Genomic DNA, 20,220 nt, shown 5'->3' with positions numbered 1-20,220 from the left:
CCTTAGCGCGTGAGCGCCAGCACCCCTGATCCCGCGGTTGACGTGTCGGGTCTGGTCCGGCGTTTCGGATCGACCGTCGCGGTGGACGGGTTGGACCTGCGGCTGCTGCCCGGGCAGGTGCTCGCGTTGCTGGGTCCGAACGGTGCCGGGAAGACGACGACGATCGAGATCTGCGAGGGCTTCCTGGGCCGCGACGCGGGCTCGGTGCGCGTGCTCGGCCTGGACCCGACCACCGACGGCGAGCGGCTGCGCCCGCGGATCGGCGTGATGCCGCAGGGCGGCGGCGCGTACCCGGGCGTCCGCGCCGAGGAGATGCTCGCGCTCGTGGCCGCGTGCGCGGCGAACCCGATCGACCCGGCGTGGCTCATCGAGGTGCTGGGCCTGTCCGCCGCGCGCCGGACGCCGTACAAGCGGCTCTCCGGCGGTCAGCAGCAGCGGCTGTCGCTGGCGTGCGCGCTGGTGGGTCGCCCGGAGCTGGTGTTCCTCGACGAGCCGACCGCGGGCCTGGATCCACAGGCACGGCGGCTGGTGTGGGAGCTGGTGTCGGCCCTGCGCGCGGACGGCGTCTCGGTGCTGCTGACCACGCACGCGATGGAGGAGGCCGAGGAGCTGGCCGACCATGTGGTGATCATCGACCGCGGTCGGGTGGTCGCCGAGGGCAGCCCGCGCCAGCTCACCGCCGAGCAGCCGGAGGCCGCGCAGCTCCGCTTCCGCGCGCAGCCGGGTCTGGACACGAGCCAGCTGTGCGCGGCGCTGCCGGACGACTGCAGCATCGTCGAGCTGACTCCGGGCGCGTACCTGCTGACCGGCAAGGTGGACCCGCAGGTGGTGTCGGCCGTGACCGCCTGGTGCGCGCAACAGGGCGTGCTGGCCGAGGAGCTGCACGTCGGCCGGCGCAGCCTCGAGGACGTCTTCCTGGAGCTGACGGGACGGGAACTGCGCTGATGACCACGTTCCCCGCCGGCACCTTCACCCCGGCACCCGGTCGCGGCCGGGTGGGCCACATGCTCGCCATCCACGTGCGCACCGAGGCGATGCTGACGCTGCGCAACAGCGAGCAGATCCTGCTCACCCTGCTCATCCCGCTCGCGCTGCTGATCGGGCTGACCGTGCTCGACGTCTTCTCCGTGCCGGAGCCACGCATCGACTCGGTGGCGCCGCGGATCTTCGCGCTGGCGGTGATGTCGTCCGCGTTCACCGGCCAGGCCATCGCGCTCGGCTTCGACCGGCGCTACGGCGTGCTCAAGCGCCTCGCGGCCACCGCGCTGCCGCGCTGGCTGCTGGTCGGCGGGCGGACCATCGCCGGCCTCGTCGTGGTGGCGATCCAGCTGGTGGTGCTCGCGGTCGTGGCGGCCGTGCTCGGCTGGTCCCCGTCCGCAGCGGGCATCGGCTGGGCGGTGCTGCTGGTGATCTTGGGCACGCTCGCGTTCGGCGCGTTGGGCGTGCTGCTGGGCGGCGCGCTGAAGGCGGATGTCGTGTTGGCACTGGCCAACATCGTGTGGTTCGTGCTGCTGCTGGCGGGCGGCCTCGCGGTGCCGGTCGCGTCGATGCCGGACGGGCTGAGCACGATCGTCGGCCTGCTGCCCTCTGGTGCGTTGGCCGAGGGCCTGCGGGTGGCGCTCGTCGACGGCGCGGTGCCCGGGTGGTCGGCCTTCGCGGTCCTGTTCGGCTGGGGCGCGGTCGCCGCCCTGCTCGCCGCGCGCACCACCAAGCTGGCCTGACCGGGGCCGGCCCGCCCGCCCTGCCTACGATCTGGGCCGTGTCGTTCGACTCGTTGCGGGCCCGTATCGGTCGCCTGCCAAGCCCAAGCCGGCGGTTGCAGCTGGGCGTCGCGATCGCGGTAGTCGCCACGCAGGCGCTCATCGCGATGACCGGGGCCGTCGTGCGCGTCACCGGTTCCGGGCTCGGCTGCCCCACCTGGCCGGAATGTTTCCCCGGCAGCATGGTGCCGGTCGCGCACCCCGAGTACGCCGCGCTGCACCAGTGGATCGAGTACGGCAACCGGCTGTTCACCGGCATCGTCGGGATCGTCGCCGGCGCCGCGTTGGTGCTCGCGCTGCTGAACAAGCCGCGCGACCGGCGCTACCTGCGCCTCGCGATCGCCATGCCCGTCGGCGTGGTGGTGCAGGCCGTGCTCGGCGGGGTCACCGTCCGGCTCGACCTCGTCTGGTGGACCGTGGCCATCCACCTGCTCGCCTCGACCGTCATGGTCTGGCTCGCCACCCTCCTCGTGCACGCCGTGCCCGGCGACGACGCACGACCGGGCGCCGGCAGCCGGCCGGTCGGCGCCTGGCTCTACGTGCAGACCGCGCTCCTCGCCGGCCTGCTCGTCACCGGAACCATGGTCACCGGCGCCGGCCCGCACGGCGGCGACCCGGACACGCCACGACTGGACCTGCCGGTCGAGACGTTGGCCCACGTGCACGCGTCGTTCCTCTACGCCTTCCTCGGCTCGCTGGTGCTGCTCGGCTTCCTGCTTCGCGGCCTGCCGAACGCCCCGTGGCGCCGCTACCAGGTGCTGGTCGGCGTGGTGCTCGCGCAGGGAACCATCGGCCTCGTGCAGTTCTGGGCCGGCGTCCCGGAGCTGCTCGTGTCGCTGCACGTGCTCGGCGCGATGACGGTGATCGTCGCGACTGCCTCGCTGTGGTGCGGGATCCGCGGCTACGGCCGGCCGGTGTCGGATCGGCGTGAAGGCGACGACGCGCTTGTGGCGCCCACGCCCTGAACGACCTACCGTGAGACGTGAACCTACGGCTACGTAACCGTAGGTAACGTTGAGAGGCCGCGTCCCGGCCGAGTTACGAGGTCGTCGAGCTCATCACTGCCACGCTCTCGCCCCAGCGCGAGGAACCCCGTCCCCAGCCCAAACCCCTGATCGGTCGCCGGCGCTCGCTGCCGGAGACGTATGTCGTGAAGCTCTTCATCCTCATCCCGTTCCTCGCGCTGGTCGCTGCCGTGCCGCTCTTGTGGGGCTGGGGGCTCGGCTGGACCGACGTCTCCCTGGCCGCGGCGTTCTACCTCGTCTCCTCCCTCGGCGTGACCGTTGGCTACCACCGCCACTTCACCCACGGCTCCTTCAAGGCCAAGCGGCCGCTGCGGATCGCGCTGGCCGTCGCCGGCGGCATGGCCGCGCAGGGCTCGGTCATCGACTGGGTCGCCGACCACCGCCGCCACCACGCCTTCTCCGACCGCGAGGGCGACCCGCACTCCCCCTGGCTGTTCGGCACCTCCCCCGCGGCGATCGCCAAGGGCTTCTGGCACGCGCACATGGGCTGGCTCTTCGAGCGCGACGTGACCAACGCCGAACGCTTCGCTCCGGACCTGCTCACCGACCGCGACCTCCGCGTGGTGGACAAGCTGTTCATCCCGCTGACCGTGGCCACCATCGCGCTGCCGGGCGTGCTGGGCGGGCTCATCACGTGGTCCGTCTGGGGCGGCGTCACCGCGATGTTCTGGGCCGGCCTCGTGCGAATCGCCTTCCTGCACCACGTGACCTGGTCGGTGAACTCGATCTGCCACATGGTCGGCTCGCGGCCTTTCGAGAGCCGGGACAAGGCCGCCAACTTCTGGCCGCTCGCGATCCTGTCGATGGGCGAGTCCTGGCACAACTCCCACCACGCCGACCCGACCGGCGCCCGGCACGGCGTGCTGCGCGGGCAGCTCGACATCTCGGCGCGGCTCATCTGGATCTTCGAGAAGTTCGGCTGGGCGACCAACGTGCGCTGGCCACGGCCGGAGCGGCTCGCCGCGAAGCGGGTGCCCACCGCGGGATAGGGTCCGGGAAAGCTGGACAACCCACGCGGAGGAACAAACGTGGTCGACGCGGTCGTGGTACGCGCCACCGGCGGACCGGAGGTGCTCGAGCTCGCCCGGATCGACGTGCCGGAGCCCGGCACGGGTGAGCTGCTGGTGGATGTCGCCGCGGCCGGCGTCAACTACATCGACACCTATCACCGGCGCGGTCTGTACCCGAAGGACCTGCCGTTCACGCCGGGCAACGAGGGCGCGGGCGTGGTCGCCGCGGTCGGCCCGGAGGTCACCGGGTTCGCCGCCGGCGACCGCGTCGCCTGGGCGGAGGTGGCGGGGTCCTACGCGCAGCGGGCGATCGTGCCGGCCCATTCGGCGTTCGCCGTCCCGGACGGCGTCTCCGACGAGATCGCCGCGGCGTCGATGCTGCAGGGGCTCACCGCCCACTACCTCGTGACGTCCACCTACCCCGTGAAGCCGGGCGACACGGTGCTGATCCACGCCGCCGCGGGCGGAGTCGGGCTGCTGCTCGTCCAGACCGCGAAGTCCCGCGGCGGCAAGGTGATCGCGACGGTGTCCACCGCCGAGAAGGAGGAGCTCGCCCGCGGCGCCGGCGCGGACGAGGTCGTCCGCTACACCGAGAACGACTTCGCCGAGGAGGTCGAGCGGATCACCGGCGGCGTGGGTGTCGCGGCGGTCTACGACGGCGTCGGCAAGGACACGTTCGACCGCAGCCTCGCCTGCCTCGCCCGGCGCGGCATGCTGGTGCTGTTCGGCGCGTCCAGCGGCCCGGTGCCACCGGTGGACCCGCAGCGGCTGAACGCGGCCGGTTCGGTGTTCCTCACCCGGCCCACGCTCGGGCACCACCTCGCGACGCCAGAAGAGTTTCGCTGGCGCTGCGAGGAGCTGTTCTCCGCGATCACCGGCGGTCGCCTCGACGTGCGGATCGGCGGCCGCTATCCGCTCGCCGACGCCCGCAAGGCCCACGAGGACCTCGAAGGCCGGCGGACCACCGGGAAGCTGCTGCTCATCCCCGGACCCGCCGGCCGGCCCGGAGCTAGGCGGCGGTCACCTTCACGGCGTCGATGACGAACACCAGGGTCTCGTTCGCCAGCTGGTGGCCCTGCTGCCCGCCGTAGGCGGTCTCCGGCGGCGCGACGATCAGCCGCCGGCCACCCTGCTTCATGCCCACCAGGCCCTGATTCCACGCCTCGATGAGCCCCTCGCCGACGGTCGGGATGTCCAGCGGGCCCTGGCCCGACGGCGGGTAGGAGGTCTCCAGCTCCTGTCCACTCGACCACGCGGACAGCGCGTAGTGAGCCTGCATCTTGGCACCCGAGGCGGCCTCCGGGCCGGTGCCCGGCTGCAGGTCCTCGACGATCAGCTTGGTGGGCGCGGAGCAGTTCTTCGGCAGGGTGATCGTCGGGTGGGCGTTCGCCCCGCCGGTCACCTCGATGTCCTTCGCGGTGCACTCCACCGCGGTGCTCGCGTCGTCGCTCGGCGGCGCGCTGGTCTCCGACTCCGGCGGCGCCGGCTCCTCGGTGCTCGGCGGCGGGAAGCTCACGGTGTCCCCGGGCGGCTCACTGGAGGCCTGCTCGTCGGCGACACACCCGGTGAGGCTCACCGCGGCGGCCACCGCCAGGAGGACCTTGCTCACGTTGCGCATGGTTCGCGAGCTTAAGGGGCGCGTCCCGGCGCCGAACGGCGGCTATCGGTAACCGTGCTGGTCACTCGTTTCGCCTATTTCTCACAATTGTCCCCAGGGGTAGAGTAACTCCCCGCGCTCGATCATTTACTCAGAGCATTCGGCCGATCGAGTGTCGCCCAAGGAGGTGAATTACTTGCCCGCGGAAGCCAAGGGCCTCCGCAAGAACCCGATTCAAGAGATCTTCTGGACCAGAACCGGCCTCCTCCTCCTGATCTTGTTGGTGATTTCGGGCGCGGCGATGATCGCCACCAGCGGCATGGCACCCGGTACGGGCAGGAACCTGCTCACCGCCGTATCCACCGGCACCCTGGTGTCGGCGATCGTCGGCTTCGGGCAGACCCTCATCACGGCCACCGCCACCCAGCGCGCGATGCTGACCCCGCTCATCGACGAGAGCCGCCAGGCGCTGCACGACCTGGCATCCGAGTACCGCTCGATGAACCGCGAGTTCTTCCCCACTCACATCTTCGAGCCAACGGCGGAACCCGACCCGGCCTTCAACCGGCTGATGATGCAGGACCTGCAGGGCACCCGGCAGTACCTGTTCCGCGGGTTCTCCGGCCGGCACGCGGCCGCGCGGCTGCTGCTGTCCAAGGCGGAGTGGGAGTTCCGCGCGGTGGTCGCGGATCCGGGGAACTTGAGCGGGATCAGCGGACGGGCCCGATACCTGATCAGGCATTCGGCGGCGGACGTCGACTTCGACACCATCCACTCCCGGCTGCACGACGAGATCCGCATCGGGCTGGTCGGCCTGTACCTCGCGCGCAGCCGCTGCACCCGGATGGAGGTCACGGTGATCTCCGACCCGCCGACCGACCGGCTGGAGATCTTCGACGAGAGCGTCTGGGTCACGCTCTTCAGCGACGCGCGGGCGAGCAACGAGTTCCCGCGCACGCTGCGCTTCTCCGAGGGCTCGTTCATCTACAACATGGAGCGCGCCGAGTTCACCCGCATCTCCGCCTCGCCGCACGCGCACCACCTGGTGATCACGCCGGACACCTCGCGGAAGGACTTCATCGAGCAGTTCCAGAAGATCACCAACACGCCGCTGTCCGAGGACCAGTTCCTCGAGCTGAACGCCGAGTTCTACAACTTCCTCCGGGAGTTCTCCGTCACCGCCGAGTTGGGGAGCTGATATCTCGTGCCCAACAGGGTCTCCGCCCTGAGCGAGCTGGCCGAGCAGCTGCGATCGGCCGAGTTCGACCTGTCCCAGCGCTGGGACAACGTCGACAAGTGGTTCGAGGTCTGGGCCGAGCGGCCCGGGCTTCGCGCCAGCTTGCGCCACCACCTGCTGGAGTTACCCGACGAGCAGGCCGCGGCGGTCATCAGACGGTCGCGCGAGACGACGACCCACTTCGCCTGGTGTCTGCGCGACGTGGCGGACGAGCCGTTCACGTTCTGGCTGCACGAGTACAAGGAGCAGCGGGACTGGCGGGTGGGCTACGCCGACTCCGTGCACAACCACCGCTACCACTTCTGCACGACGATCCTGCGCGGCGGCTACCTGCACGAACGCTACGCCGCGACGATCAACCCGGGCACCGAGCTGGTCCGGTCGGCGGAGCTGGTGACCGCCACGCCGTGTCCGGTCGGCGCGTCCGCCTTCCTGCTCGCGTCGGACTTCCACCGGATCCCCCGCGCCGCGGACGGCACCATGACGTTCCTCGTGAAGTCCCGCGAGGTGACGCCGTGGAGCCTGTCCTACGACCCCGACACCCACGAGAGCCAGCGCCACGTCCCGGTCGAGAGTCGGCTGGAGAAACTGGCGAGCCGCCTGTGAACCGAGCGTGACCATTCCCTGACCCATTCCGCATTCAGCCACCTGGAGGAACTCCGACAGCAGACATGGGCCGCACGCGGCGTCTACCATCATCCAGCACCCCGTCGGTGGGCGGGGTGCTGGGGAGGCTGGATGCACACCGAGAACGCCGTACCGGTACGGACGGCCGTCCCGGCCGTTCCGCCTGGGGTGCTGGCGTCGGTCGACATGCAGGTCCGCCGGCTGTGCGCGCGCTACGCGCAGCGCCTGCCCTTCCACGGCTGGCACCACGTGAGCTTCGTCCGGGCCAAGGCCGTGCACTTCGCCCGGGCCAACGGCGCCGAAGTCAGCGTCGTGGAGACGGCCGCCCTCGTGCACGACGTCAACTACCTCGTGCGGCGCAACTCCGCCGCGTCGGCCGGCGAGCGGCTGCGACTCGACGTGCTCGCCCGCGCCGGTATCGGGCCGGCCACCGCGCGATGGATCGACGACATCGTGATCGAGGCGGAGATGGCCAACCGCGGACCGCGCATCTCGGTGGAGGCACAGGCGCTCTCAGACGCCGACACGCTGTTCAAGGCGCTGCCGGTGACCCCGGTGATGCTGTCGCACAGGTACCTGCAGGAGAACGGCATCACCTTGCGGGAGCTCGCCGACAAGATCGTCGGCGAGCAGCAGTCCGTGCACGACGACGGCTACTACTTCTACAACCCGGACGCGGCGGCCGCCTACTCCCGCTGGGCGGCGACGAACCTGATGCTGTGGCAGCACATCCGCGAGTCGCTGGACGACCACGACGTCGCCGACCTGCTCGACGCGCTGACCGCGCTCGGGATCATCGGTCTGCCGGCGACTCCCGGCTCGTAGCCAGCAGGTCGGCGAGGCGGTCGAAGCCCTCCCCCACCCCGCGCGCCATCCCGGACTCGAGCACGGCGTCGCGGATCTCCTTGCTGGGGAAGCGAACGGTGTTGGTCAGCGTGGTGCGCCCGCCGTGCTCGACGAGGACCACGGTGGCGAGCGACTCGTGCTCGGCGCGGGCGTCGCAGTCCACATTGGACTCCGTGGTGACGATGCGCTCCGGGTGGACGATCTCCAGGTAGGTGCCGCGCAGGGTCATCTCCGCGCCGCCCGGGCCGCGCATGAGGTAGTACCAGGTCCCGCCGGGGCGCAGGTCGATCTCGCAGACGACGAGCCGCCAGTCGTGCGGGCCGAACCACCGCTTGAGCAGCTCGGGCCTGGTGTGCGCGTCGAACACGAGCCGGCGCGGGGCGGCGAACTCCTTGGTGAGCGCGATCTCGCGGTCGCTCGGGGTGCTGACGATCACGGTTCCTCCCGCAGGTCGCCGAGGAGCGACTCGAGGCGCTCGTAGCTCTCGGCCCAGAACTGGCGGTACCCGACGAGCCATTCGGCGGCGTCGCGCAGGGGCTGGGCCTCCAGCCGGCAGGGCCGCCGCTGCGCGTCGCGGCCGCGCGAGACGAGGCCGGCGCGCTCGAGGACCTTGAGGTGCTTGGAGATGGCCGGCTGCGTCATCGCGAACGGCTCGGCCAGCTCCTTGACCGACGCCTCGCCGCGCGCGAGCCGGGCGAGGATCGCGCGCCGGGTCGGATCCGCCAGCGCGGCGAACGTGGCGTCCAGCCGCTCTAGAGTCGCGGTCAGGTCCATCACCTCCAGGTTCAATAACCAGACGGTAATTTCTCACCGCGTGCGGCGTCAACTACGGTGAGCCGCACGGTCGAGGCGGTGCTGATCGAGGTTTCGGGGTGGGCGTCAACCATGTGCTCACCGCGCCGGCGGTGACTGCGGCGTACCTGGCCCAGCACCACCCCGGCGCCCGCTGCGCGCTGCTGAACAGCGGCGACATCGACGTTCCCCTGAGGTTGCGTTGGTCGACACGAGACCACGCACGTTTGTCCGCCGTGGGCTAGAACGGCCAGCCGAGAACGGGCAGGCCCAGTGCCGAGTCCACGGCCAGCGCCACGAACACCAAGGTCAGGTAGGTGTTCGACATGTGGAACAGCTTCATCGGCCGGCCCGGCTCGCCCCGGCGCACCGTCGCGTAGAGCCGGTGTGCGACCACCAGGAACCAGCCGCCCGAGACGGCCGCGAACGCCGTGTACACCCAGCCGGTGGCCGGCACCAGGAGCAGCGTCCACACGACCATCACCCACGAGTACGTGACGATCTGGCGCACCACGCGCTCGGCCGTCGTCACCACCGGGAGCATCGGGACGCCCGCCCGCGCGTAGTCGTCGCGGAACTTCATCGCCAGGGCCCAGAAGTGGGGCGGCGTCCAGAAGAAGATCACGCCGAACATGACCAGCGCCGGCCACTCGATCGACCCGGTCACCGCCGACCAGCCGATGACCACCGGCATGCAGCCGGCCGCCCCGCCCCACACGATGTTCTGCGCGGTCCGCCGCTTCAGGAACAAGGTGTAGACGAAGACGTAGAACAGGATCGCGCCGACCGCCATCGACGCGGCCAGCAGGTTCGTCGTGGGCCAGAGCCACGCGAACGACAGCACGCCGAGCGTCACGCCGAAGATCAGGGCGTTCCGCGGCGGGACGCTGTGGCGGGGCAGCGGCCGCGAGCGGGTGCGCTTCATCACCGCGTCGATGTCGGCGTCCGCGACGCAGTTGAGCGCGTTCGCCGAGCCGGCGGCCATGGTCCCGCCGAACAGCGTGGCGAACACCAGCCACGGCGACGGGATGCCGCGCTCCGCGAGCATCATCGCCGGCACCGTCGTGACCAGCAGCAGCTCGATGATCCGGGGCTTGGTCAGCGCGACGTAGGCCAGCAGCGCGTCCTTGCGACGACGTCTGCCACCCGCGGCGCGGACGGAGTCCGCGGCAGCGCTCACCGGCGGCATGCAACTCCCCATTTGGTCAACTCGGCAACGACGGAATCGTAGCCGCGTGACCATGACCCGCCCGCCTCGGGTGCCTTCGTTAGTCTTGGCGCTGACGAGGTACTACGAGGTAGACGCGCGGGTCGCACGGTCGAGGGGACGCGACACGCGGGCCGCTCGAACGATCACGCAGTCGAGTCAATGGGAGCCTTGGTCCGTGTCCATCACCAGTGACGAACTCGCCCGCCTGACCACGCAGAACACCCCGGACGACTGGACGGATCTCGACAAACGAGCCGTCGACACGATCCGGGTGCTCGCCGCCGACGCCGTCCAGGAGGCCGGCAACGGCCACCCGGGCACGGCGATGAGCCTGGCGCCGACCGCGTACGCCCTCTACCAGCGCGTCATGCGGCACGACCCCAACGACCCCGAGTGGATCGGCCGGGACCGGTTCGTGCTCTCCGCCGGCCACTCCAGCCTCACGCTCTACCTGCAGCTCTTCCTCTCCGGCTACGGCCTGGAGATCGACGACATCGCCGCGCTGCGCAAGTGGGGCTCGCTGACCCCCGGCCACCCCGAGCACGGCCACACCCGCGGCGTGGAGATCACCACCGGGCCGCTGGGCCAGGGCGTCGCCTCCGCGGTCGGCATGGCCATGGCCAACCGCCGCGAGCGTGGGCTCTTCGACCCCGACGCCGCGCCGGGCGAGAGTGTCTTCGACCACTTCATCTACGTCATCGCCTCCGACGGCGACATCGAGGAGGGCGTGTCCTCCGAGGCGTCCTCGATCGCCGGCCGCCAGGAGCTCGGCAACCTCGTGCTGATCTACGACGACAACAAGATCTCCATCGAGGACGACACGAACATCGCGCTGTCCGAGGACACCGCGAAGCGGTACGAGGCCTACGGCTGGCACGTCCAGGTCGTGGAGAGCGGCGAGGACGTCACCGCGATCCTGGCGGCCGTCGAGGCGGCGAAGGCGGAGACCGGCCGCCCCTCGTTCATCCTGCTCAAGACCGTCATCGGCTACCCGGCGCCCAACAAGATGAACACCGGCAAGGCACACGGCGCGGCACTGGGCGAGGACGAGGTCCGCGAGGTCAAGAAGATCCTCGGCTTCGACCCGGACCAGAAGTTCGCCGTGGAGCACGACGTGCTGGCCCACTCCCGGATGGTCGCCGAGCGCGGCAAGCAGGTCCGCGCCGAGTGGGAGGTCGCGTTCGACAGCTGGGCGCGGGCCAACCCGGTGCGCAAGGAGCTGCTCGACCGGGCGTCGGCCTACCGGCTGCCGAACGGCTGGACCGACGCCCTGCCCAGCTGGGACCCCGACGAAAAGGGCCTGGCCACCCGCAAGGCGTCCGGCGAGGTGCTGAGCGCGCTGGCGGACGTCCTGCCCGAGCTGTGGGGCGGCTCCGCGGACCTCGCGGAGAGCAACAACACCACGATGAAGGGTGCCAACTCGTTCGGCCCGCACAAGGCGTCCACGACGCAGTGGAACGCCGACCCCTACGGCCGCACGCTGCACTTCGGCGTCCGCGAGCACGCGATGGGCTCGATCCTCAACGGCATCGTGCTGCACGGCCCGACCCGCCCGTACGGCGCGACGTTCCTGGTGTTCAGCGACTACATGCGCCCGCCGGTGCGGCTGGCCGCGCTGCAGCAGCTGCCGGTCACCTACGTCTGGACGCACGACTCGATCGGCCTCGGCGAGGACGGTCCGACCCACCAGCCGATCGAGCACCTCGCCGCGCTGCGGGCGATCCCCGGCCTGGTCATTCTCCGCCCGGGCGACGCGAACGAGACCGCCGCGGCCTGGCGGGCGATCCTCGGCCAGCACACCCAGCCGGTGGGCCTGGCGCTGACCCGGCAGAACCTGCCGGTGCTCGAGGGCACCAAGGAGCTCGCCGCGGAGGGCGTGCGCCGGGGCGGCTACGTGTTGGCCAGAGAATCCACCGCGGCCTCGGCCGGGGTGCCCCGGGTCGTGTTGGTCGCCACCGGCTCGGAGCTGCAGATGGCGGTGGAGGCACGGAAGATCCTGGAGGCCGACGGCGTTCCAACCAGAGTGGTCTCGATGCCGTCCGTGGAATGGTTCGACGCGCAGGACGAGGCCTACCGCGACGAGGTGATCCCACCGTCGGTGCGGGCCCGGGTGGCCGTGGAGGCCGGCATCGCGCAGCCGTGGCACCGGTTCGTCGGCGATGCCGGCGAGGTCGTCTCGATCGAGCACTTCGGCGCCTCGGCGGACTACAAGACTCTGTTTCGCGAGTTCGGCTTCACCTCCGAAGCGGTGGTGACGGCGGCTCGCAACTCGCTACGGAAATTGGAGGGGCAGGCATGAGCGACACACTCGCCAAGCTGTCCGAGGCCGGAGTCTCCATCTGGCTGGACGACGTCTCCCGCAAGCGGCTCAACACCGGCAACCTGGCCGACCTCGTGCGCGACAAGCACGTGGTCGGCGTGACCAGCAACCCGACGATCTTCGCGAAGGCGCTCGCCGACGCGGCGGACTACGACGACCAGGTGCGCGAGCTCGCCGCCCGCGGCGCCTCGCTCGACGCGGCGGTCAAGGAGATCACCACCACCGACATCCGCAACGCCTGCGACCTGTTCCGCGACGTGTGGCAGGCCACCGGCGGCGTGGACGGCCGGGTGTCGATCGAGGTCGACCCCCGCTCGGCGCACGACGCGGACAAGACCGTCGCCGAGGCGCTGGACCTGTGGAAGACCGTGGACCGGCCGAACCTGCTGGTGAAGATCCCGGCCACGGCCGATGGCCTCCCGGCGATCACCCGCACGCTCGCCGAGGGCGTCAGCGTCAACGTCACGCTGATCTTCTCCGTCGAGCGCTACCGCGAGGTGATGGACGCGTTCATCGCCGGCGTGGAGCAGGCGAAGGCCAACGGACACGACATCTCGACGCTCACCTCGGTCGCCTCGTTCTTCGTCTCCCGCGTGGACACCGAGGTCGACAAGCGGCTCGACGCGATCGGCACGGACGAGGCGAAGGCGTTGCGCGGCAAGGCGGCGGTGGCCAACGCGCGGCTGGCCTACGCGGCGTTCCAGGAGGTCTTCGGCTCACCGCGCTGGCAGGCGCTGGCCGATGCCGGCGCCCGGCCGCAGCGTCCGCTGTGGGCATCCACCGGCGTCAAGAACCCCGACTACGCCGACACGATGTACGTCGACGACCTGGTCGTGAACGACACGGTGAACACGATGCCGGAGAACACCCTGCACGCGGTCGCCGACCACGGCAAGATCAGCGGCGACGCCGTGACCGGCCGGGCGGGCGAGGCCCAGCAGCTGTTCGACGACCTGTCCGCCGCCGGGATCGACGTCACCGACGTCTTCCTCACGCTCGAGAACGAGGGCGTGGAGAAGTTCGAGAAGTCCTGGGAGGAGCTTCTCGAGTCGGTCGACGGCCAACTGAAGGCAGCGGCAGGGAGCTGAGCAACCAGATGACACAGCCGGACGAACGGCCCGACGAGACGGCCGGGACGGCACAGGAGCGGCTGCTGGCCGAGGCCAGGCCGCTGATCGAGCAGATGGTGGCGGATCGGGTCGCGTCCCGCCTCGCCGCGCAGGACGCCACCCTGTGGGGCCCCGACGCCGAGTCCGAGGCATCGATCCGGCTGGCCTGGACCGGGCTGCACGAGACCTCGGTACCGGTGGTCCGCGAGATCGAGACGCTGCACGCCGAGTTGCGGGCCGAGGGCCTGGACCGGGTCGTGCTCGCCGGCATGGGCGGCTCGTCACTCGCCCCCGAGGTGATCACGAGCACCGCCGGCGTGCCGCTGGTCGTGCTCGACACCACCGACCCGGGCCAGGTCGCCGACGCGCTGGAGGGCGACCTGACCCGCACGGTGCTGGTGGTGTCGTCCAAGTCCGGCTCCACGGTGGAGACCGACAGCCACCGGCGGATCTTCGAGCAGGCGTTCACCGACGCCGGCATCGACGCCGCCAGCCGGATCGTCGTGGTCACCGACCCGGGCTCACCGCTGGACGAGGCGGCCACGGAAGCCGGCTACCGCAAGGTGTTCCGGGCCGACCCGCACGTGGGCGGGCGCTACTCGGCGCTGACCGCGTTCGGGCTCGTCCCCTCCGGCCTCGCCGGCGCCGACCTGCGCAGGCTCCTCGACGACGCGCACAACCCCGCGCCCAAGCTCGGCAGCGACGTCGAGGACAACCCGGCGATCCTGCTCGCGGCGGCGCTCGGCGCGGCGCACACCCGCGGCTCGGAGAAGCTCGTGCTGGCCGACACCGGCTCGGGCATCTCCGGTTTCGGCGAGTGGGCCGAGCAGCTCATCGCGGAGTCCACCGGCAAGGACGGCACCGGGCTGCTGCCCGTCGTGGTCGAGAACCCGGACAGCCCCGGCTTCACCGACGCGCGGGAGGACGCGACGCCGGTCGCCATCGGCCCGTCGCCGAAGGGCGTGCTGCTGGCCACCGAGGGCACACTCGGCGGCTTGTTCCAGTTGTGGGAGACCGCGATCGCGCTCGTCGGCCGACTGCTCTCGATCAACCCGTTCGACCAGCCGGATGTCGAGGCGGCGAAGAAGGCGGCCCGCTCGCTGCTGGACGCGCCGTCCGCGGACGTCGCCGCACCATCCTTTGTAGACGGTCCAGTCGAGGTGCACGCTCCCGATGGCCTGCTGCCCGAGGGCACCGACACGCTCGCCGGCGCGCTCACCGCCTTCCTCGGCACCGTCCCGGAGTTCGGCTACCTGTCCGTGCAGGCCTACCTCGACCGGATCGCGGACGCCTCGGCGATCGTGCTGCGGCCCGAGCTCGCCCGCCGGACGGGCGTGCAGACCACGTTCGGCTGGGGACCTCGGTTCCTGCACTCCACCGGCCAGTACCACAAGGGCGGCCACCAGAACGGCGCCTTCCTCCAGTTGACCGGCGCGGTGACCGACGACATCCAGGTGCCCGGGCGGCCCTACACGCTGGGCACCCTGCAGCAGGCGCAGGCGCTCGGCGACGGGCAGGTCCTGCGCGAACACGGCCGTCCGGTGCTGCGCCTGCATCTCACCGACCGGGCCGCGGGTCTGGCCCACCTCGTCAAGGCCGTTCAAGAGGCGGGCACATGACACGTACCTGGCAGAACCCGCTGCGCGACGGGCGGGACAAGCGACTGCCCACGATCGCCGGGCCGTGCGGCCTGGTGATCTTCGGGGTCACCGGCGACCTCTCCCGCAAGAAGCTGATGCCGGCGATCTACGACCTGGCCAACCGCGGCCTGCTGCCGCCCGGCTTCTCGCTGGTCGGCTTCGCCCGCCGGGACTGGGCCGACGAGGACTTCAGCCAGGTCGTGTTCGACGCGGTCAAGGAGCACGCGCGGACCCCGTTCCGGCAGTCGGTCTGGGACCGGCTCGCCGAGGGGTGCCGGTTCGTGCAGGGCTCGTTCGACGACGACGGCGCGTTCGACAACCTCGTCACGACGGTCACCGACCTCGACCGCATCCGCGGCACGGCCGGCAACCACGCCTTCTATCTGTCGATCCCGCCCGGCGCGTTCGAGAAGGTCATCAAGCAGCTCGCCCGCACCGGGCTGGCGGCGCCGACGTTCGACCAGTGGCGCCGGGTGGTCATCGAGAAGCCGTTCGGGCACGACCTGACCAGCGCCCGGCGGCTGAACGAGATCGTCAACGGGGTCTTCCCCGAGGAGTCGGTGTTCCGCATCGACCACTACCTCGGCAAGGAGACCGTGCAGAACATCCTGGCGCTGCGGTTCGCGAACCAGCTGTTCGAGCCGATCTGGAACTCGAACTACGTCGACCACGTGCAGATCACCATGGCCGAGGACATCGGCCTCGGCGGGCGCGCCGGCTACTACGACGGCATCGGCGCCGCCCGCGACGTGATCCAGAACCACCTGCTGCAGCTGCTCGCACTGACCGCGATGGAGGAGCCGATCTCCTTCGGGCCGCAGGCGGTCCGGGCGGAGAAGGCCAAGATCCTCGCGGCGACCAAGGCAGCGAGCCCGTTCTCCGAGACGACAGCGCGCGGCCAGTACACCGGCGGCTGGCAGGGCGGGCAGAAGGTGCCCGGCCTGCTGGAGGAGGGCGGCTTCGCGAAGGACTCCACCACCGAGACCTTCGCGGCGATCGAGCTGCAGATCGACACCCGCCGCTGGGCGGGCGTGCCGTTCTACCTGCGCACCGGCAAGCGGCTGGGCCGGCGGGTCACCGAGATCGCGGTCGTGTTCAAGCGCGCCCCGCACCTGCCGTTCGACGCGACGTCCACCGAGGAGCTCGGCCAGAACGCGCTCGTGTTCCGGGTGCAGCCGGACGAGGGCGTCACCATGCGGTTCGGCTCGAAGGTCCCCGGCTCCACGATGGAGGTCCGGGACGTCAACATGGACTTCAGCTACGGCCACTCCTTCACCGAGTCCTCCCCCGAGGCCTACGAGCGGCTGATCCTGGACGTGCTGCTGGGCGAGCCCTCGCTGTTCCCGATGAACGACGAGGTCGAGCGGTCCTGGGAGATCCTCGACCCGGTGATCCGGGCATGGCACGCCAGCGGTCGGCCGGAGTCCTACTCGGCCGGCACGTGGGGGCCGGGCTCGGCAAACAAGATGCTCGCCCGTACCGGTCGACACTGGAGGCGTCCGTGATCATCGACCTGCCGGCCACAACGACCTCACAGGTGAACAGCAAGCTCGTGCACCTGCGCGAGCAGGGCGGTGCGAACACCATCGGCCGGGTGCTCACGCTGGTCATCGTCACCGACGACAGCGAGCGCACCGAGGAGGTCATCGACGCGGCCAACCACGCGAGCCGCGAGCACCCGTGCCGGGTGATCGTGGTGGCGCGGGGCGCGAAGAAGGCCTCGCCGCGGCTGGACGCGCAGATCCGCGTCGGCGGCGACGCCGGCGCGAGCGAGGTCATCGTGCTGCGGCTGTACGGCCCGCTCGCCAACGAGGGCGCCTCGTGCGTGGTGCCGATGCTGCTGCCGGACGCGCCGGTCGTCGCCTGGTGGCCGTTCGAGGCGCCGGCCGTGCCGGCCAAGGACGCCATCGGGGCGCTCGCCACCCGCCGGATCACCGACGCCGCGGCGTCGCGCAACCCGACGAAGGCCATGGAAGCCCGCGCGAAGTCCTATATGGACGGTGACACGGATCTGGCGTGGACGCGGCTCACGCTGTGGCGGGCGGTGCTCGCCTCCGCGCTGGACCTGCCGCCCTACGAGCGGGTCACCACGGCCACGGTCAGCGGCGAGGGTGACTCGCCCTCGGCGGACCTGCTCGCCGCGTGGCTCGCCGCGCGGCTGCGGGTGCCCGTGCGGCGGCTGAAGGCCCGCTACGGCGAGGGAATCGTGAAGGTCGAGCTGGAGCGCCGGTCCGGCACGGTCGAGCTGCACCGGCCGGATGGCACGGTCGGCGAGCTGACCCAGCCGGGCCAGCCGAACCGCCGGGTGGCGTTGCAGCGGCGGCCGGTGCGCGACTGCCTCGCGGAGGAGCTGCGCCGGCTCGACGCGGACGAGATCTACGCGCTGGCGCTCAAGTCGCTGGGCAAGATCGACCGCCGCGCCCGGGCGGCCACCGCCGCGAAGCCGGCGGCGGACAAGTCCAGCCGGGCGAAGTCGACCGCCAAGTCCGACGGGAAGTCCGCGGCGAAGGAGTCCCCGAAGGCGAAGGCCGGGGCCACGCCGTGACGACACCGCAGGTGGTCGCGTACGGCAGCCCCGAGCTGCTCGCCGCGGCGACCGCGGCGCGCCTGGTGACCTGCCTGGTCGACGCGCAGGCCGCCCGTGGCACGGCGTCGGTGGTGCTCACCGGCGGCCGGACCGGCGCGGCCGTGCTGGAACAGGTGCGCGCGGCGCCGGCCCGCGACGCCGTCGACTGGTCCGCGGTGGACGTCTACTGGGGCGACGAGCGCTTCCTGCCCGCCGGCGACCCCGAGCGCAACGAGACGCTGGCGCGGCAGGCCCTGCTGGACCACGTGCCGGTGGCGCCGTCCCGCGTGCACGCGATGGCGCCCTCGGACGCCGGGCTCTCCCCCGAGGAGGCGGCGGAGCGGTACGCCGAGCTGCTGGCCGCGGCCGCGGGGGCGGTGGACCACGTGCCGAGCTTCGACGTGTGTCTGCTCGGCGTGGGCGAGGAGGGCCACACGGCCTCGATCTTCCCCGACTCGCCGGCGGTGCACGAGACCGAGCGCTCGGTCGTCGCCGTGCACGACTGCCCGAAGCCGCCGCCGGTCCAGGTCAGCCTGACCCTGCCCGCGATCCGCCGCGCGGCGGAGGTCTGGCTCGTCACGGCCGGAGAGGGCAAGGCCGCCCCGGTGGCGATGGCACTCGGCGGCGCGGACGAGGTGGCGATCCCAGCCGCCGGCGCGCGCGGGCAGCGCCACACCCGGTGGCTTCTCGACACGGCGGCCGCGGCCAAGGCACCCGGCGTCTCCTCCGCGCGGGTGAGCTAGGCCGCGCGCCCGCGGCCCAATTTCGCCGCTCAGCCACGAAAATGAACACGGAATGTCATTCTCGTGGCCTGATGATGGCCGAAAACTCGCCTCCAGGCGCCGACACAGGCCGAAGAGCTGCGAAAACACGCTGGACCGACTGGCCCAGCCACCTTCGTCGATTCGGCCCCGGCGAACGTCCAAATAGGGCAAACCGGTAACTGGTGATTTGCTCCAGCACAGTTATCTGTAATGAAACGTCCCACGCGGACGATGCTTCTGTCTTCAATGGGTGCGGAGCAAAACTCCGGAGGGAGGTCGACCATGTCGCCACGGCAACAGCACCACCCTGCCACAGCGCGCCACAGCGCGCCCGCCGGGATGGAGCTGCCGCGACAACGAGCTGGTGTCCGCGAGCTGCCTACACGAGACGCCGCGGAGGGAGAGGCCAGCACCCAGACAGGAGGTAGCGCCCTGGTCGCGTCAACGCTCACCCCACCGATGGACGAGTTCCGGCTCATCCCGCGCCCCCGGCTGGTCACTCGCGCACTGCCGCGCTGGGTCATCGCGTTCCGCGCGAGCACGCGTGCCAAGAACCTCGCCTCCGATGTCGTCGCCGTCGTGCTGGCCGTGCTCGACGTGTGGCTGGTGATCCCCGAGGACACGCAGAACTATCAGGTGTGGCTCTCCGGAGCCGGTGTGGCGGCCATGGTCATGCGCCGGCACGTGCCGTTCCTCGCCGTGCTGGTCACGGTCCCAGGCTTCCTCACCGGCTGGTGTCAGCTCGCCGCGATGGTCGCGCTCGGCACGCTCGCCAAGCGCCGCGGCTGGAGCTGGCAGCTGGTGGTCAGCTCGATCCTGGTGTTCTGCTGCTACTTCATCATCTGGCCGCTGCAAGAGTTCGCCGCCATGACCTGGCGCGAGCACGCGCTGGAGTTCATGTGGGCCGTCGTCGTCGCCGGTATGCCGGTGGCCATCGGCCTGCTGATCACCGCTCGCAAGGAGCTCTCCGCCCGCATCACCGAGCTCGCCAACAGTCGAGAACGGGAGAAGGCCCTCTACGCCGAGACCGTGCGCGCCGCCGAGCGGACCAAGCTCGCGCGCGAGATGCACGACGTGGTGTCCCACCAGGTCACGCTCATCGCCATGCAGGCGGGCGCGATGCAGGTCGCGGCGAGCGACGAGGACTCGAAGGAGACCGCGACGACCATCCGCCGGCTGTCCACCCGCACGCTCGAGGAGCTGCGCAGCCTGGTCGGCCTGCTGCGCTCGGGCGACGGCGGCGAGGGCCAGCAGCCCGGCGTGGACGAACTGGGCGACCTGGTGCGCAACTTCCGCTGCGAGGCGGTCCCGGTCGCGCTGAACGTCGAGGCCGAGCCGTCCAGGCTGCCCCGCTCGGTGTCCCACGCGGTGTACCGGACGGTGCAGGAGGCGCTCACCAACGTGCGCAAGCACGCGGCCGGCGCGCGCGCCTCGGTCAACGTCACGGCGCAGAAGGACACCATCGTCGTCGAGGTGCACAACGGCAGGGCCGGCGCACGGCCACCGGCGTTACCCTCCGGCGGCCACGGACTGATCGGTCTCCGGGAGCGAGCGGGGCTCCTCGGAGGCACGTTCCAGGCGGGTCCCACCTCCGAAGGCGGGTTCTGCGTCTCGGCCACGTACCCACTGGCCGGCTGAAAGCCCGGGCTCCGGCAGACGGCCCTCCCCCTCAACCGACTGCCGGAGCCCGCTCCACATGACGAGGCCGCCGCACGGA

Annotated in this window: 19 protein-coding genes; 15 read left to right on the top strand and 4 right to left on the bottom strand. The window is 71.2% G+C overall.

All coding sequences use genetic code 11. The annotated features are described in order from the left end of the window. The first annotated feature begins 9 nt into the window (after nucleotides 1-9). The 5 genes from ACRDSK_RS01770 (at nucleotide 10) to ACRDSK_RS01750 (ending at nucleotide 4,836) form a co-directional block, all read left to right on the top strand. On the top strand, nucleotides 10-945 hold the full coding sequence (locus ACRDSK_RS01770) for an ABC transporter ATP-binding protein (RefSeq protein ID WP_431438072.1): 936 nt from the start codon (nucleotides 10-12) through the stop codon (nucleotides 943-945). Beyond that, the gene (locus ACRDSK_RS01765) at nucleotides 945-1,721 is read left to right on the top strand and encodes an ABC transporter permease (protein WP_431438071.1); all 777 of its coding nucleotides are present in this window, start codon (nucleotides 945-947) and stop codon (nucleotides 1,719-1,721) included. The genes ACRDSK_RS01770 and ACRDSK_RS01765 overlap by 1 nt, the downstream gene beginning before the upstream one ends. A 38-nt stretch (nucleotides 1,722-1,759) precedes the next feature. Then, nucleotides 1,760-2,725 carry a COX15/CtaA family protein gene (locus tag ACRDSK_RS01760; protein ID WP_431438070.1) on the top strand — a complete coding sequence of 322 codons (966 nt, stop codon included), beginning with the start codon at nucleotides 1,760-1,762 and terminating at the stop codon, nucleotides 2,723-2,725. A 92-nt stretch (nucleotides 2,726-2,817) separates the two neighbouring features. Continuing rightward, nucleotides 2,818-3,774 carry an acyl-CoA desaturase gene (locus ACRDSK_RS01755; RefSeq protein WP_431438116.1) on the top strand — a complete coding sequence of 319 codons (957 nt, stop codon included), beginning with the start codon at nucleotides 2,818-2,820 and terminating at the stop codon, nucleotides 3,772-3,774. A gap of 39 nt (nucleotides 3,775-3,813) precedes the next feature. Next, nucleotides 3,814-4,836, top strand: a complete 1,023-nt coding sequence (locus ACRDSK_RS01750; protein ID WP_431438069.1) for a quinone oxidoreductase family protein — start codon at nucleotides 3,814-3,816, stop codon at nucleotides 4,834-4,836. Here ACRDSK_RS01750 and ACRDSK_RS01745 read toward each other — a convergent pair. Beyond that, the gene (locus tag ACRDSK_RS01745; RefSeq protein ID WP_431438068.1) at nucleotides 4,805-5,413 is read right to left on the bottom strand and encodes an FKBP-type peptidyl-prolyl cis-trans isomerase; all 609 of its coding nucleotides are present in this window, start codon (nucleotides 5,411-5,413) and stop codon (nucleotides 4,805-4,807) included. The two genes, ACRDSK_RS01750 and ACRDSK_RS01745, sit on opposite strands and share 32 nt — an antisense overlap. A 175-nt stretch (nucleotides 5,414-5,588) precedes the next feature. Here ACRDSK_RS01745 and ACRDSK_RS01740 point away from each other — a divergent pair, with 175 nt between their 5' ends. The 3 genes from ACRDSK_RS01740 to ACRDSK_RS01730 all read left to right on the top strand — a co-directional run bounded on the left by ACRDSK_RS01740 (nucleotide 5,589) and on the right by ACRDSK_RS01730 (nucleotide 8,081). Next, nucleotides 5,589-6,590: a hypothetical protein gene (locus tag ACRDSK_RS01740; RefSeq protein WP_431438067.1), complete on the top strand. Its 1,002-nt coding sequence runs from the start codon at nucleotides 5,589-5,591 to the stop codon at nucleotides 6,588-6,590. Nucleotides 6,591-6,596: 6 nt separating this feature from the next. Then, entirely contained in the window at nucleotides 6,597-7,235 is a 639-nt protein-coding gene (locus tag ACRDSK_RS01735) for a hypothetical protein (protein ID WP_431438066.1), read from the top strand. 207 nt (nucleotides 7,236-7,442) lie between these two features. After that, a complete protein-coding gene (locus ACRDSK_RS01730) occupies nucleotides 7,443-8,081 on the top strand; it encodes an HD family phosphohydrolase (protein ID WP_431438115.1) in 639 nt (212 codons plus the stop codon). Here ACRDSK_RS01730 and ACRDSK_RS01725 read toward each other — a convergent pair. From ACRDSK_RS01725 to ACRDSK_RS01715, 3 genes are all read right to left on the bottom strand, one after another. Then, nucleotides 8,050-8,538, bottom strand: coding sequence for an SRPBCC family protein (locus tag ACRDSK_RS01725; protein WP_431438065.1), 489 nt, complete (start codon nucleotides 8,536-8,538; stop codon nucleotides 8,050-8,052). The two genes, ACRDSK_RS01730 and ACRDSK_RS01725, sit on opposite strands and share 32 nt — an antisense overlap. Continuing rightward, entirely contained in the window at nucleotides 8,535-8,876 is a 342-nt protein-coding gene (locus ACRDSK_RS01720) for an ArsR/SmtB family transcription factor (protein WP_431438114.1), read from the bottom strand. The genes ACRDSK_RS01725 and ACRDSK_RS01720 overlap by 4 nt, the downstream gene beginning before the upstream one ends. 259 nt (nucleotides 8,877-9,135) lie before the next feature. Continuing rightward, a complete protein-coding gene (locus tag ACRDSK_RS01715; RefSeq protein WP_431438064.1) occupies nucleotides 9,136-10,083 on the bottom strand; it encodes a heme o synthase in 948 nt (315 codons plus the stop codon). A 196-nt stretch (nucleotides 10,084-10,279) separates the two neighbouring features. Between ACRDSK_RS01715 and tkt the strand changes: the two genes are divergently transcribed. The 7 genes from tkt (at nucleotide 10,280) to ACRDSK_RS01680 (ending at nucleotide 20,141) form a co-directional block, all read left to right on the top strand. Further along, nucleotides 10,280-12,403 carry a transketolase gene (gene tkt / locus ACRDSK_RS01710; RefSeq protein ID WP_431438063.1) on the top strand — a complete coding sequence of 708 codons (2,124 nt, stop codon included), beginning with the start codon at nucleotides 10,280-10,282 and terminating at the stop codon, nucleotides 12,401-12,403. Continuing rightward, a complete protein-coding gene (gene tal / locus ACRDSK_RS01705; RefSeq protein ID WP_431438062.1) occupies nucleotides 12,400-13,512 on the top strand; it encodes a transaldolase in 1,113 nt (370 codons plus the stop codon). Before tkt ends, tal begins: the two co-directional genes overlap by 4 nt. Nucleotides 13,513-13,520: 8 nt before the next feature. After that, nucleotides 13,521-15,152: a glucose-6-phosphate isomerase gene (locus tag ACRDSK_RS01700; protein WP_431438061.1), complete on the top strand. Its 1,632-nt coding sequence runs from the start codon at nucleotides 13,521-13,523 to the stop codon at nucleotides 15,150-15,152. Next, a complete protein-coding gene (gene zwf, locus ACRDSK_RS01695) occupies nucleotides 15,149-16,678 on the top strand; it encodes a glucose-6-phosphate dehydrogenase (RefSeq protein ID WP_431438060.1) in 1,530 nt (509 codons plus the stop codon). Before ACRDSK_RS01700 ends, zwf begins: the two co-directional genes overlap by 4 nt. Next, the gene (opcA, locus tag ACRDSK_RS01690) at nucleotides 16,675-17,718 is read left to right on the top strand and encodes a glucose-6-phosphate dehydrogenase assembly protein OpcA (protein ID WP_431438059.1); all 1,044 of its coding nucleotides are present in this window, start codon (nucleotides 16,675-16,677) and stop codon (nucleotides 17,716-17,718) included. Before zwf ends, opcA begins: the two co-directional genes overlap by 4 nt. Next, on the top strand, nucleotides 17,715-18,482 hold the full coding sequence (pgl, locus tag ACRDSK_RS01685) for a 6-phosphogluconolactonase (protein ID WP_431438058.1): 768 nt from the start codon (nucleotides 17,715-17,717) through the stop codon (nucleotides 18,480-18,482). Before opcA ends, pgl begins: the two co-directional genes overlap by 4 nt. 480 nt (nucleotides 18,483-18,962) lie before the next feature. Next, a complete protein-coding gene (locus ACRDSK_RS01680) occupies nucleotides 18,963-20,141 on the top strand; it encodes a sensor histidine kinase (RefSeq protein WP_431438057.1) in 1,179 nt (392 codons plus the stop codon). Nucleotides 20,142-20,220: the final 79 nt, after the last annotated feature.

The organism is Actinophytocola sp., assembly GCF_050699915.1.
Classification (GTDB): Bacteria; Actinomycetota; Actinomycetes; order Mycobacteriales; family Pseudonocardiaceae; genus Actinophytocola.
This window is presented reverse-complemented; position numbering and strand designations above follow the sequence as displayed.

Excerpts from the sequence above, each read along its gene's own strand:
- ACRDSK_RS01765 (WP_431438071.1), top strand. The coding sequence starts at position 945 with ATGACCACGTTCCCCGCCGGCACCTTCACCCCGGCACCCGGTCGCGGC.
- ACRDSK_RS01745 (WP_431438068.1), bottom strand. The coding sequence starts at position 5,413 with ATGCGCAACGTGAGCAAGGTCCTCCTGGCGGTGGCCGCCGCGGTGAGC.
- ACRDSK_RS01730 (WP_431438115.1), top strand. The coding sequence starts at position 7,443 with ATGCAGGTCCGCCGGCTGTGCGCGCGCTACGCGCAGCGCCTGCCCTTC.
- ACRDSK_RS01720 (WP_431438114.1), bottom strand. The coding sequence starts at position 8,876 with ATGGACCTGACCGCGACTCTAGAGCGGCTGGACGCCACGTTCGCCGCG.
- ACRDSK_RS01715 (WP_431438064.1), bottom strand. The coding sequence starts at position 10,083 with ATGCCGCCGGTGAGCGCTGCCGCGGACTCCGTCCGCGCCGCGGGTGGC.
- tal (WP_431438062.1), top strand. The coding sequence starts at position 12,400 with ATGAGCGACACACTCGCCAAGCTGTCCGAGGCCGGAGTCTCCATCTGG.
- ACRDSK_RS01700 (WP_431438061.1), top strand. The coding sequence starts at position 13,521 with ATGACACAGCCGGACGAACGGCCCGACGAGACGGCCGGGACGGCACAG.
- zwf (WP_431438060.1), top strand. The coding sequence starts at position 15,149 with ATGACACGTACCTGGCAGAACCCGCTGCGCGACGGGCGGGACAAGCGA.
- ACRDSK_RS01680 (WP_431438057.1), top strand. The coding sequence starts at position 18,963 with ATGGACGAGTTCCGGCTCATCCCGCGCCCCCGGCTGGTCACTCGCGCA.